Genomic DNA, 13,273 nt, shown 5'->3' on the forward strand with positions numbered 1-13,273 from the left:
TTCATTATTTATAAGTCAAAGGTATATCCACAAAATGAAGCCCAAATGAAGAAAAAGCCTTACAAAAAAGTTTAACTTTTAATTGTGATTTTGAAACCACAATCTAAAAGAAGTGCCTTCTCTAACTGCAGATTCTACCGTAATTTCTATATGATGGAAGGAAGCAATACTTTTTGCAATTGCAAGTCCTAAGCCCTGCCCTTCCTGGTCGGAACTTATTCTGGTAAAACGGCTGAATATTTTTTCTAACTGCGATTCGTCCATCCCAATTCCAGAGTCTTTTACCGAAATAAAATAATGATTCTCTGCAAAACCATCTTCTACAATAATCTTTCCTTGCGGTTTGTTATATTTAATGGCATTGGTTACCAAATTATAAATCAGGATATGAATTAAAGTTTTGTTTCCTGTAAAAATAAAACTGTTCTCCATTTTATTTTCAAACTGAATTTCTCTGTCGTCCATTCGATCTTGAAGATCTTCCTGCAAATCGGAAACAATTTCACGAAGATTAATTTCTTCATTTGCTTCGTACTGATTGTTGTCTATTCTTGAAATCAGCAATAAATTATTGATGATTTTTTTCAGCATATCTAGCGTCTTGAGAGAACCTGCAATTTTATCAACCGCATTATCATCTAAAGATTCATTTTGCAATAAGTTTTCAAGTTTGTTTTTTAGCAATGCTATTGGCGTTAAAAGTTCGTGCGAAACATTGGAGATAAACTGTTTTTCTTTTTTAAAAACTTCTGCAATACGATCCATCATTTGGTTTAAAACAAAATCTAATTCTCTAAAATCTCGTGAAGCCGCTTTTATAGGAGTATGATCAAATGCTTCAGGCTCATTTACACGCCTAATTTTAGTGTCAATAATTTTATAAAATGGTTTTAAAAGATATTCAATATAAAAAGTGTCTGCCAAAAAAGTCATCAATAGAATTACCACAAAAACAATTATGATAAAGAGTCTAATTACAAAAGTTAAATCGTTAACCTCGCTCAAACTGCTGCCAATTTCAAGCTGATAATCTTCGCCTTCATAAGTAAAATGATGTTGCAGAATTCGGTATTCGCTTTCCTCATTTTCAATCTTACGATATTCATTTGTAAAAGTTGTTTTTTTCTGATGTGGTTTTATCGGCACTCGAGACAGCACCAAAAATTCACTATGAAGTGTAGAAAACTCCGAAAAAGTCTGAGTAGAATCATCTGGATTTTCTATAAAATCATTGATTTCTTCTTGATTAAGATGCTCAATAAATTTTTTCTTTTTTTCCAGCAAACTGTTATTAATATGATGGTATACTACATTTTCTACCAAAATAGGAAGCATTAGCCATAAAATCAAAATGACCAGCAATCTGGTCATGGCATTAAAAATGGCTAATTGATGTTTTATTTTCACAAGAATAGCATTATTCGTTTATACGATACCCAACATTTCGAACCGTCTCAAACCAATCTATAGAAGTATGTTTGTCTAACTTTTTACGAAGATTACGAACATGAACATCGATAAAATTAGAATCAGAATTGACCTCTAGAATATCGCCCCAAATATGTTCTGTCAATTGCAGCCTTGTAATCACACGGTTTTTATTGAGAACCAAATATTGAAAAATATCAAATTCTTTTTTGGTAAGGCTTACTGGAACTTCATTAAAGCTTACTTTATAATCCTGAAGCTGCAATAAAAAACCATGAATACTTAAATTGTTTAAAGTAAAACCATGAATCCTGCGAATTACAGCAAACAATCTCGCCGCCAATTCTGTTAAAGCAAAAGGTTTGGTCAAATAATCGTCGGCTCCAAGATGAAGCCCGTTAATTCTGTCATCCAATTCTCCGCGTGCTGTAAGTACGATTACCGCAATTTTAGATTTTGTTTTTCGAACAGCCTGCAAAACTTCAAAACCATCACCATCAGGCAAGCCAAGATCTAGCAACATGGCATCGTAATCATTGCTTCCAAATTCTTCCAAAGCATCGGCACAACTATTTGCAATTTTACAGATATAACCTGCATTACATAGAAAATCGTAAACTTCTACAGCAAGCTCTTTATTATCTTCAACAATTAAAACATTCATAAACAAGGCATTTAAGCACAACTAAAATTAATCAATTCTCAAAAGTTCTGCTATACATTATTAAAAAATTAACGAATGAAAAAAGCTGACAAATTTCTTCATCAGCTTCTTCAATCGCATTCTCATAATCATTATTCCTGTTTTGCCTCCGTTACAATGCTTCGAAAACAAAACGAGAGCAATTTTTATTTTTTCACAGATGCTGCTTCTTCTTTTGGAGCTTCAGCTTTTGCTTTTTTGCTTCCTTTATGGTGGTGTTTTGTAGCTTTTACCTCTTTTGTAGGTGCCGCTTGAGCTGGAGTTGTTTGTGCACTTACCATTGCACTTGTTCCTAAAACTGCTACTGCCAATAAAATTAATTTTTTCATGATTTCTAAAATTTTAAATTATCTACCTTTTATTTTAAACTATTTTTTTGCTTCATTTTTTACCTTTGCTTTTTCAGCTTTTGGCGCTTCGCTTTTTACTGATTTTGTTTTTTTATCAGATTTGCTTTTTGGCTGTTTTGTAGCTTTAACTTCTTTTGCTGGAGTTGTTTTTCCATCTTTTGCAGGAAATGCGTGAACCATTGCGCTTGTTCCTAAAACTGCCACTAATAACATCAATAAATTTCTCATGATTTCTAAGATTTAAGAATTAATAACTTTTATTTTACAGATCAAAATTACCTCCGTAACATGAAGAAAAAATGAAGAAATCCCTGAATAAAAAATTTTAACTTGATATTAACGCTTTGCAGATTTTCACCATATAAATTATATAAGTTCATTTAAAAATTCTGTATCAATACTATTTATCATAACAATTAGACGCACTGCGGTGTGTCTAATTGTTATACATATTGCTAAAATGAACTTACATAACTTATATGGTAAAAATTTTCATTTTTGACAATTTTTGAGAACTCAATTGTTTATTTTTACAGACTAATATTTTTAATATGTCAACTCAAAAACGCCTTTTTCTTCTAGATGCTTATGCATTAATTTTTCGTGGTTATTATGCTTTTATTAAAAACCCGAGAATCAACTCAAAAGGAATGGATACATCTGCAATTATGGGTTTTATGAACTCTCTATTGGATGTTATTAAAAGAGAAAAACCAGATCATTTGGCCGTTGCTTTTGATAAAGGCGGAAGCCATGTGAGAACCGAAATGTTTGTAGAATACAAAGCAAACCGAGACGAAACTCCAGAAGCAATTAAAATTGCTGTTCCGTATATTCAAGAATTATTAAAAGCGATGCATATTCCGATTATTGAACTTGCAGGCTGTGAAGCTGATGATTTAATTGGAACAATTGCAAAACAAGCCGAAAAACAAAACTATCAGGTATTTATGGTAACACCCGATAAAGATTTTGCACAATTGGTTTCTGAAAATATCTTTATGTATAAACCAGCCCGAATGGGTAACGGAATTGAAATTTGGGGAGTTCCTGAGGTTTTGGCAAAATTTGAAGTAGAAAGACCAGAACAAGTAATTGATTTTCTTGGAATGATGGGTGACGCTGTCGATAATATTCCTGGGCTTCCTGGTGTTGGTGAAGTAACTGCCAAAAAATTCCTAAAAGAATTTGGCACTATGGAAAACCTTTTAGCAAACACTGACAAGCTAAAAGGCAAAATGAAAGAAAACATCGAAGCGAATAAGGAAAAAGGAATTCTTTCTAAAAAGCTTGCAGCCATCATTACAGATTGCGATGTAACTTTTAATGAAGACGACTACGAACTATCTCGCCCTGATATCGAAAAAACAGATGCTATTTTTCAGGAATTGGAATTTAGAAGAATGGCGGAGCAATTTGATAATTTGTTTAAAACAGATGGAACTCAAACAACTGCCACTCCAGATACTAAACCTGTAAAAAAAGCTACAGCTAAGAACGAAGATCAGTTTGATCTTTTTGGAAGCGCTGAAGATGAAGACACAGAAGCTCCAAGAACTTCTTTCTATAATACATTAGAAAATACGCCACATTCATATCAGACGATTCAAGGTGATTTGGGTATAAAATTGCTTTTGCAGAATTTAGAAAAACAGACTTCTGTTTGTTTTGATACCGAAACCACAGGAATTGACGCTTTGCATGCAGAATTGGTCGGAATGTCTTTCTCTTATGAAAAAGGAAAAGCATTTTATGTTCCGTTTCCCGAAAATCAGGAAGAAGCAAAAGCTTTAGTAGACAAATTTGTTCCGTTTTTTGAAAATGAAAACATTGAGAAAATCGGGCAGAATTTAAAATACGATTTAAAAATCCTTTCTAATTACGGCGTTACTGTAAAAGGAAAACTTTTTGATACGATGATCGCACATTATCTGATTAACCCAGATATGCGTCATAATATGGATATTTTGGCTGAAACCTATTTAAATTATTCTCCAAAATCTATTGAAACTTTAATTGGTAAAAAAGGGAAGAATCAGCTTAATATGCGTGATGTTCCTTTAGAAGATATTAAAGAATATGCTGCCGAAGATGCTGATATTACTTTACAGTTAAAAGAAATTTTCACGACTCAATTAGACAAAACCGAGACTAAAAAGTTATTTGATGATATCGAAATTCCGTTAGTTAGTGTTTTGGCTGATATGGAAATGGAGGGTATCCGCCTAGACGTTGATTTCTTAAAAGATATGTCTAAAGAAATGGATGTTGAAATCAAATCTTTGGAGCAGAAAATATATGAAACTGCTGGTGAGAAATTCAACCTAGCGTCGCCAAAACAATTAGGTGATATTTTATTCGAAAAACTTAAAATTGGCGGAGCAAAACAGAAGAAAACCAAAACCGGGCAATATGCAACTGGCGAAGAAGTTTTGACTTATTTAGCAAATGACAACCCAATTGTAAAAGATATTTTAGATTGGCGCCAGATGGTAAAACTGCAAAGCACTTATATTTTGGCTCTGCCTGAACAAGTTGATAAAAAGACTTTACGTGTTCATACCGATTATATGCAGGCCGTTGCAGCAACTGGACGTTTGAGTTCTAATAATCCGAACTTACAGAATATTCCAATTCGTACCGAAAGAGGACGTCAGATTCGTAAAGCTTTTGTTGCACGCGATGAAAACCATACTTTAATCTCTGCCGATTACTCTCAAATTGAATTAAGAATTATTGCTGCTCTGAGCGGTGAAGAAAATATGATTAAAGCTTTCCAAAATGGAGAAGACATTCACAGAGCAACCGCTGCCAAGGTTTTTAATGTTGCTTTAGAAGAAGTTTCCCGCGAACAAAGAAGTAATGCTAAAACGGTAAACTTCGGAATCATATACGGTGTTTCTGCTTTTGGCTTAAGCAGCCAAACTTCACTTTCTAGAAGCGAAAGTGCCGCTTTGATCGATGCTTATTACAAAACTTATCCGCGTCTTAAATCTTATATTTCAGAACAAGTTGAATTTGCACGCGAAAAAGGTTACGTACAGACTATTTTAGGCCGTCGTCGTTACTTAAAAGATATTAATTCTGCTAATGCCGTAGTAAGAAGCGCTGCCGAACGAAATGCAGTAAACGCACCAATTCAAGGAAGTGCTGCCGATGTAATCAAAATAGCAATGATCAACATTCATAAAAAACTTCGTGACGAAAACTGGAAGTCTAGAATGCTGCTTCAAGTACATGATGAGCTTGTGTTCGATGTTCACAATGATGAACTCGAAAAAATTCAGCCAATGATTAAACACGAAATGGAAAACGCCTTTAAAATGTCGGTTCCTTTAGAGGTTGAACTTGGTTTAGGTAAAGATTGGTTAGAAGCGCATTAATATTTCAGTAAAATTTCAGTAAAAAATAAATCCGCTAAAAGTGAATGCTTTTAGCGGATTATTAATTTATAGCCGTTTAAGACTAGTATTTATCTACCTCTGCATATTTTTTTGGAATATCTCCATAATCTTTAATTTGTTCCCAATAAACTTTTAAATTCTTTGGTCGTGGTCTCCAGTCTGGATCTGCAATATTTTCTTGAGCTTGATTCCAATTACTAGCCGTTAAAAAATTCAAGTCAATATCGCAACCCGAAAGCTCTTTAATTGGTTTTAAAAATACATAGCCATCATAAAAATTTTCCAATGTAAAATTGCTATAGCCAAGAGAATAGTAACTATCATCTCGTAACTTTCCAAGAGGCGTATTAATTAAATCGAACCCGATTGGTTTATTTTGCAGTTTCTTCATTATAATTTCAATTTTGCCATTTGCTGGCGAAACCAAATTTGGTTTAATTTCAGGGCGATTAGCAAAAGGTTTATGCAATAAAACAGAATATACTAACTGTGGATATTTTGCATAAAGCTGATTTCCGAAATAACCATCTTCTAATCTCACAAAATCCTGCCCTAGAAAATCATACACTGGAAATTTGTATTTTGTAAATGCATGAATATCTCCCGTAAGAATCAAAACCTTCTCTTGCTTGGCAATAATTTCTTTCTCTACGATCCCAAATCGAAATATTTCTGTATTTCCTTTATAAAATACCTTTTTCATTTTCTCAGGGGTTCTTTGTCCTGAAAATGAAGACCAATCGTAACGATAACTTAAGTTTAAGATTCGGAATTTCTTTGCAGATTTAGGCAGTGATTTGTTTAATAACCATGCCGCCTTATACAAATCAGTATACCCTTTAAAAGCCCAGCCTGAGTTATAATTAAACATTAATTTTCTAGCCAAATCCTCATTATAATCAGTGGCAGAAACTAACGAATCTAATTTTACCTGATCTTCACTTGCACCAAACTCCATCCCTAAGTTATAGACGTTATTTTTATACAAAACAGGAATCAAATTCTTTACTAATAAGAGATTTTCTTTAACCCGATGTTCTTCGGCCAGCAGAACTATATCTTTTTCTGCAAATTTTGAGGCAATATACTCTTCAGGCGTTTTGAAATTATTGAGTAAATATTGAACTGAATTTTCAACCTCATTAGACTGAGAAAAAACATAAAAAGGAAAAAGAATCGAAAGAAAAACTATACTTTTTTTAACCATTTTTTTATTTATTTAATTCTAAAACCCACATTTTTGTTGCTGGAATAGCTGTCTTTTTAGAAGTTGAAAAAATTTCTTCTGTAATCACATTCTTAGCAGAAATAAATCCAGTGGTTCTTTCATCATATTTTTGAAAGTCAATTTCTTTTTCAGAACTACTTGTATTCATCACACACATTATTGTCTGGTTGTCATCATATCTAAAGTAAACATACAAACCATCAACAGGTGTATAATGCATCATTTTTCCCGTTTTTATTGCTGATGCATTTTTTCTAAAATTAGCCAGTTTACGAACCAATTCCTGTGTCGATTTTTCATCCTCAGTCATTCCTTTTCCTGTAAAAGCATTTTTTTCATCTTCTTTCCATCCCCCTGGAAAATCAGCTCTTAGTAAACCATCTGGATTTTTAAATCCCTTCATCAAAACTTCAGAACCATAATATAGTTGCGGAATCCCTCTGCAGGTCAGCAACCATTGAAACCCCATTTTTTGCTTTTCTACATTTTCTCCCATTAATGAAAAAAATCGAGCCTCGTCATGATTATCTAAAAGCAATACTTTCTGCATTGGATTCTTACTCAAAAAATCACTGCTCAAAGTATAATACAATTGATTGACTCCTCCTTTCCACCCAAAAGGTTCTGTCAAAGCTGGAATGATTCCGTAATACAAACTTTGAAAATCTACAACCGAAGGCAAATTGCTTTTGAACGATGTATCTATATTATTCTGCTCAAAATAAGCCTGATTTGCTACTCCATGCACCATTATTTCGCCAAAAATGGAAATCTTTGGAAACTCATCCATTATAGCTTTGTTACAACGATTGGCAAAATTCAGGTCATTATAGGTATAAGTATCCAAGCGAACTCCATCAATACCAAACTTTTCAATATGCCAAATACAATTTTGAATAATGAAATTGGCCATAAACGGATTTTCTTGATTAATGTCTGGCATTATTTTATCAAACCAGCCATCACTCATTTTCTTTTTATCTGATTTTGTTCCATACGGATCAAAAAGCGGAATCTCTCTGTAATTAGTTTGAGTATATTCTGGCCAGCGATGAACCCAATCATTTGCAGGAGGATCTAATTCTAGAAAATGAAACGATCCTATGTGATTATAAACTGCATCAAAAATAAGCTTCATCCCTCTAGCGTGAAGTTGATTGCTTAATTTTTCATACGCAATATCTCCTCCATATCTTTGATCAATTTTATAATGATTTGTAATTGCATAACCATGCTCAGTTCTTTTCTCCATATCATTTTCCATAACTGGCGTAAACCACAATGCAGTAACTCCAAGTCCCTGAATATAATCTAGATTGTTAATTACCCCTTGCAAATCTCCTCCATGGCGTTCATACATTTCTTTTCTATTAAGAGATTGATCCCTCATTCCTTTTACTTTATCATTGGCAGTATCTCCATTACTAAAGCGATCTACCATAATTAATTCGATAAAGTCGCTAGAAGTAACGCCTTGCGCATACTGTGTTCCATTACCAGGTTTTCGGTCATAAAGAGGCCACTTTATTTTCTGTTTTCCTGACTTTTGATTTAATTCAATAAATACATCGCCAGCAGTAGTTTCTGGTGCAATGGTAATATCTATAGCAATATATTTTGCATTTGGAAAAGAATATGTTTTGTTAATCGTTATTCCTGGATAATTAATGCTTACTTTATCTGTTGTAAAAGAAGCGTCAATACTTCGAATTAATAACTGTATAGAATTGGTTTTCATTCCTACCCACCAATTTGTTGGATAAACTTCAGTGTTCTTAGCGTTTATTACCCAAGAAAAACAAAATAGCAACATTAAAAATAAAACGGTTTTCTTCATAATAGTTTTTTAAAAAATTAGATTAGTCTGCGAAAGGTATTATGCTTTTTATCTATCAAAAAGACAATTATTTAAACAACATAATTTGTGTTGCAAACAACAACTCAGAAACAATTATGCTATTTAAATAAGAAAACTGTTTTCTGTCACACTAGGATTTTAATTCTAATTCAAAACCACTAGCTTTACATTTAAAGAAATAAATTCGGCAATGAATGAAATAGCTATTTATCCTGAAAACACATCGCAAAAAATAAAACTTTATATAGGCTACTGGCTAGGATATATTTTATTATTCAGCTTAGTACAGGGTTTACCTACAGCAGATTTCTGGAGGGCATTATATAATGAATGTTATAGCGTTTTTCCTAAAATTATATTTGTACTATTGATTGTAGAAGTAGCAATGCCAAAATTATTTTTCAGGAAAAGAAAGGCTCTTTTTATTTTTGTCTATTTGATTTCAATTCTATTTTTTGCATTCATTCAGCGTTTAATTGACAACTATATCATTATTGCATTTAATTTGACCGAATGGAAATCAGAACCGCTTTTTTCTGCACCTGTATATTTATATAATGTTATTAAACTCCAATTTGTTGTCACGGTTCCTTTAATCATCAAGCTTGTCTATTATATCGCCGAGGCTAAAAACAAAGTACAACTGATTATTTCTGAAAAACTGCAAGCAGAATTGTTTTCTCTCCGAAATCAGTTTCATCCTCATTTTTTATTTAATGTTCTAAATAGTTTGTATTCAAGGATTTTAAGCAAATCAGATGATTCCGCAGATATAGTCCTTAAAGTTTCCGACTTTCTCCGATATTCTGTTTACGAAGTAAATACCAAACATATTCCTTTGGAGAAAGAAATAGAGTATTTAAAAAATTATATTTCACTACAGCAATTAAGATTTGATAACAGACTCGAACTAAGTTTCAGCACAAATGGAATTACAGAAAATCAAGTTATTGAACCTTTCTTGATTCTTCCTTTTATAGAAAACAGTTTTAAATACTGTCTGGACGATGTCAGTTCAAAAGCATGGATTACAATTTCAATTACATTTTCTGAAGAATGGCTAATAATTAAAATTGAGAATAGTTTACCGCAGGATTTTTTCGAAGACAAAAAAGCTAAAAATCCATATAGCGGTACTGGAATTTCCAATGTTAAAAGACGTTTAGAACTTCTCTATCCTGAAAGGCATGTTTTAAATATCAAAAATGAAGTCGAATCTTTTTTTGTCTCTCTAAAAATTAAAATTAATGACACCAACTAGAATAAGCTGTATTATTATAGAAGATGAACTTCCAGCATCTATATTGTTGGAAATGCACATTGCAAAGTTCGATTTTTTGGATTTGAAAGGTAAATTTATGAACACTAATAGTGCTCTAGGCTTTTTAAAGACAAATAAGGTGGATTTAGTTTTTTTAGATATCAACCTGCCAGGCAAATCGGGAATCGAGTTTGCTAAATTAATACCAAAGGATATCGGAATTATTTTTACAACTGCCAATTCACAATATGCAGTAGAAGGATTTGACCTTGAAGCTATTGATTATTTATTAAAACCCATTTCATTGGAACGATTTTCAAAAGCGGTACATAAATACAGTAAAATCCAAAAAACGAATCAACAATTTGAAAAACTGGCGCAAACTGAAACCGAACAGCCTTTTATATTTGTCAAGTGCGAAAGGAAAACACTTAAATTATATCTTAATGAAATAGATTATTTTGAGTCACAAGGAAATTATTTAATTATTCATACAGAAAAAGATTCTTTTAAAACACATCAGTCTATTACCGAAATGATTGAAAAATTACCCGAAGGCTTTTTTTTCAGAATACATCGTTCTTTTTTGATTCCGTTAAAAAAGGTTTCACAATTTAATAGTCGTTCCGTAACGATCAAAAATAAGATTCTACCAATTGGAAGACTATATAGTACGGCAACAATAAAATCTTTGCAGTTATTTAATTCCAAATAATTTTAAGAGAACATCCGCCTTTTACTATTGCAAATATTTTCTTTCTTTGCTAAACTTTATAATCAAAAAATGAAAAAGCTTTACATTCTATTTTTTCTACTTTATTCAACAATTTCATTTTGCCAGAACAAGATTTATTATCTGGAAGGAACTCTAGGAAAAAGCACCATTTTTATGACTATTCAGGTCTATAATTCAGATCAGGAAGCTAGTCTAAATGCTGTTTATTTCTACAAGAATTCATTAAAAGACATTAAGCTGGAAGCAAAATTAAACGACAATAATTATACTTTCTATTTTAAACCGGGCGATGTTATTACTGAAAAATTTTATCTCAAAAAATCGGGCAATAATTTTGATGGCTTTTGGTATGATGCAAAAGACAAGCAATTAGTCGTTCACCTTGAACCTGTAAATTTTGACAACTACAAGTCGAATCTTAAAATTAGATTTGATGACGAACGTCTTAATCTGGTAAAATACAAATTCCTTGAATTTAAAAAACAGAAAATTACGATTTATAACAACAAAGAATTTGTGTGGTATTCTGAAAAGCATTGCAATTCTGATTTTTTTAGATTAGGAAACAATTTTACAACAAAAAACAAGGCTTTGATTAATCCGATCTTAGAAAGTATACATATTGAAAATACATTAGCTCAGCTTAATTGTGCATCTAGTTTTGAATACAGCCAAGGAAAAGGCATTGAAGGAAATTCAACAATTAACTTTCTGAACAATGATTTATTAGGTTTTCAAATTTCAATGTTTTGGGACTGCGGAGGAGCTCATCCCGATTTTGGAAGTAGTGGTTATCTTATTGATTTAAACAACGGAAAGCAATATGGAATTGATGATATTCTAGCTTTTGACAAAAGCGTAACTGGCGACAAACAGAATAATTTTGATACTTTTTCTAAATACAGAAATGACTATTTTGCACCTAAATTACTTGCTGTAATTAATTCTCAAGAGCATTTTGAAAAACCTAAAAATGAAGATGATTACTGTGATTATACCAATGAAGAATATTGGGATTTCCCATCTTGGAGTTATACTGAAAAAGGAATTGAATTTACTCCTATTTTTTATAGAGCCGCAAGAGCTTGTGAAGAACCATTTTTAGTTCCTTTTGAGAAATTAAAAAAGTATAAAAATCCTAAATTTCCATATTCATTATAAATAAAAACCCATCAGTTTCTGCTGATGGGTTTTCTTTATTTATACTTTTCTTGTAGATTCTCTTTCTTTCAATTTTGTTTTGATGATGATTGTTTCATATTCAGAAACTGTTCCTTCAGGTTCTTCCAATCTTTCAATCAATCTTTTTGCGGCAACCTCTCCAATTTCAACACCATGCTGACTAACCGTCGTCAAACTTGGCGATAAACGTCTCGAAGCTAAAATACCATCTGCAAAACCAATAATCGAAATATCTTCTGGGACTCTATATCCTTTTTTCAAACTTACTCTTAAGGCTGCAACCGAATCATTTTCATCCAAAGCAAAAATTCCGTCAATTTTATTATCAAAAATTGCATCAATTTTACTTTTCATATCTTCTTCAGAATCGGTGCGAAGAATGATTTTTTCATTAACTGGAATATTATTGTCTTTTAAAGCTTTCAAATATCCGTCAGCTCTTAATTTTCCAACACTTAAATTATCTACAGAAGAAATTAGAGCAATATTTTTACATCCAAGATTAATTAAATGCTGTGTCGAGTTTAATGCCGAATCAAAATCATCCACAACAACCTTATCACAATCTACTTCATCAGCAATACGGTCAAACATCACGATTGGTGTTCCATCATTAATAATTTCTGAAAAATGATTGTAATCTTGAAGTTTTTGAGCTTCTTCTGAAACCGAAAGGATAAATCCGTCAATAGTTCCGTTACTCAACATTTCGAGTGTGTGGATTTCTTTTTCTAATGACTCGTTTGATATACACGTAATTACATTATACCCTTTTTTATCAGCAACTTTCTCAATACCGCTAAAAACTTTCGCAAAGAAAGAATTTAGAATATTTGGAATAATTACTCCAATCGTTTTTGTTTTACGATTCTTTAGATTCAAACCAATAACATTCGGCTTATAGTTTTTGAGTTTGGCATACTCCTTAATCTTCACCTTCGTTTGTTCACTAATTTCTGGACTGTCATTCAACGCTTTAGATACAGTCGAAACAGAAACACCAAGTTCTTTCGCAATTTGTTTTAGAGTTGCTTTAGCTTTCATCCAATTGAATTTTATGTAATTAATACAAATATAGTAGAATTACCTAAAATAAAACAAAAACAAGCTATTAGTATTTAAA

The 13,273-nt window shown here is 32.1% G+C and carries 11 protein-coding genes; 4 read left to right on the forward strand and 7 right to left on the reverse strand.

The window, feature by feature from the left end; genetic code table 11:
- Positions 1 to 78 precede the first annotated feature (78 nt).
- The 4 genes from ABXT06_RS10460 to ABXT06_RS10475 all read right to left on the reverse strand — a co-directional run bounded on the left by ABXT06_RS10460 (position 79) and on the right by ABXT06_RS10475 (position 2,709).
- Positions 79 to 1,407, reverse strand: a complete 1,329-nt coding sequence (locus tag ABXT06_RS10460; RefSeq protein WP_354590712.1) for a sensor histidine kinase — start codon at positions 1,405 to 1,407, stop codon at positions 79 to 81.
- Positions 1,408 to 1,417: 10 nt separating this feature from the next.
- A complete protein-coding gene (locus tag ABXT06_RS10465) occupies positions 1,418 to 2,092 on the reverse strand; it encodes a response regulator transcription factor (RefSeq protein ID WP_354590713.1) in 675 nt (224 codons plus the stop codon).
- 185 nt (positions 2,093 to 2,277) lie between these two features.
- Complete coding sequence (locus ABXT06_RS10470; RefSeq protein WP_354590714.1) at positions 2,278 to 2,460, reverse strand: hypothetical protein; 183 nt, start codon at positions 2,458 to 2,460, stop codon at positions 2,278 to 2,280.
- A gap of 39 nt (positions 2,461 to 2,499) precedes the next feature.
- Positions 2,500 to 2,709, reverse strand: coding sequence for a hypothetical protein (locus ABXT06_RS10475; protein WP_354590715.1), 210 nt, complete (start codon positions 2,707 to 2,709; stop codon positions 2,500 to 2,502).
- Between the two features lie 323 nt (positions 2,710 to 3,032).
- On the opposite strand from ABXT06_RS10475, the gene polA reads away from it, so the two are divergent.
- Positions 3,033 to 5,864, forward strand: coding sequence for a DNA polymerase I (gene polA / locus ABXT06_RS10480; RefSeq protein ID WP_354590716.1), 2,832 nt, complete (start codon positions 3,033 to 3,035; stop codon positions 5,862 to 5,864).
- 82 nt (positions 5,865 to 5,946) lie between these two features.
- Here the strand turns inward: polA and ABXT06_RS10485 are convergent, their stop codons facing one another.
- A complete protein-coding gene (locus tag ABXT06_RS10485; protein WP_354590717.1) occupies positions 5,947 to 7,092 on the reverse strand; it encodes a hypothetical protein in 1,146 nt (381 codons plus the stop codon).
- Between the two features lie 4 nt (positions 7,093 to 7,096).
- On the reverse strand, positions 7,097 to 8,950 hold the full coding sequence (locus tag ABXT06_RS10490; protein WP_354590718.1) for an alpha-amylase family glycosyl hydrolase: 1,854 nt from the start codon (positions 8,948 to 8,950) through the stop codon (positions 7,097 to 7,099).
- Positions 8,951 to 9,161: 211 nt separating this feature from the next.
- Between ABXT06_RS10490 and ABXT06_RS10495 the strand changes: the two genes are divergently transcribed.
- The 3 genes from ABXT06_RS10495 to ABXT06_RS10505 all read left to right on the forward strand — a co-directional run bounded on the left by ABXT06_RS10495 (position 9,162) and on the right by ABXT06_RS10505 (position 12,129).
- A complete protein-coding gene (locus ABXT06_RS10495) occupies positions 9,162 to 10,232 on the forward strand; it encodes a sensor histidine kinase (protein ID WP_354590719.1) in 1,071 nt (356 codons plus the stop codon).
- Positions 10,219 to 10,947, forward strand: coding sequence for a LytR/AlgR family response regulator transcription factor (locus tag ABXT06_RS10500; protein WP_354590720.1), 729 nt, complete (start codon positions 10,219 to 10,221; stop codon positions 10,945 to 10,947). Before ABXT06_RS10495 ends, ABXT06_RS10500 begins: the two co-directional genes overlap by 14 nt.
- Positions 10,948 to 11,016: 69 nt before the next feature.
- The gene (locus ABXT06_RS10505) at positions 11,017 to 12,129 is read left to right on the forward strand and encodes a hypothetical protein (RefSeq protein WP_354590721.1); all 1,113 of its coding nucleotides are present in this window, start codon (positions 11,017 to 11,019) and stop codon (positions 12,127 to 12,129) included.
- Between the two features lie 39 nt (positions 12,130 to 12,168).
- Here the strand turns inward: ABXT06_RS10505 and ABXT06_RS10510 are convergent, their stop codons facing one another.
- A complete protein-coding gene (locus ABXT06_RS10510) occupies positions 12,169 to 13,194 on the reverse strand; it encodes a LacI family DNA-binding transcriptional regulator (protein ID WP_354590722.1) in 1,026 nt (341 codons plus the stop codon).
- Positions 13,195 to 13,273 lie beyond the last annotated feature (79 nt).

This window comes from Flavobacterium sp. UW10123, from assembly GCF_040538975.1.
Classification (GTDB): Bacteria; Bacteroidota; Bacteroidia; order Flavobacteriales; family Flavobacteriaceae; genus Flavobacterium.

Excerpts from the sequence above, each read along its gene's own strand:
- ABXT06_RS10500 (WP_354590720.1), top strand. The coding sequence starts at position 10,219 with ATGACACCAACTAGAATAAGCTGTATTATTATAGAAGATGAACTTCCA.
- ABXT06_RS10475 (WP_354590715.1), bottom strand. The coding sequence starts at position 2,709 with ATGAGAAATTTATTGATGTTATTAGTGGCAGTTTTAGGAACAAGCGCA.
- ABXT06_RS10510 (WP_354590722.1), bottom strand. The coding sequence starts at position 13,194 with ATGAAAGCTAAAGCAACTCTAAAACAAATTGCGAAAGAACTTGGTGTT.
- ABXT06_RS10465 (WP_354590713.1), bottom strand. The coding sequence starts at position 2,092 with ATGAATGTTTTAATTGTTGAAGATAATAAAGAGCTTGCTGTAGAAGTT.
- ABXT06_RS10495 (WP_354590719.1), top strand. The coding sequence starts at position 9,162 with ATGAATGAAATAGCTATTTATCCTGAAAACACATCGCAAAAAATAAAA.
- ABXT06_RS10505 (WP_354590721.1), top strand. The coding sequence starts at position 11,017 with ATGAAAAAGCTTTACATTCTATTTTTTCTACTTTATTCAACAATTTCA.
- polA (WP_354590716.1), top strand. The coding sequence starts at position 3,033 with ATGTCAACTCAAAAACGCCTTTTTCTTCTAGATGCTTATGCATTAATT.
- ABXT06_RS10485 (WP_354590717.1), bottom strand. The coding sequence starts at position 7,092 with ATGGTTAAAAAAAGTATAGTTTTTCTTTCGATTCTTTTTCCTTTTTAT.
- ABXT06_RS10490 (WP_354590718.1), bottom strand. The coding sequence starts at position 8,950 with ATGAAGAAAACCGTTTTATTTTTAATGTTGCTATTTTGTTTTTCTTGG.
- ABXT06_RS10470 (WP_354590714.1), bottom strand. The coding sequence starts at position 2,460 with ATGAAAAAATTAATTTTATTGGCAGTAGCAGTTTTAGGAACAAGTGCA.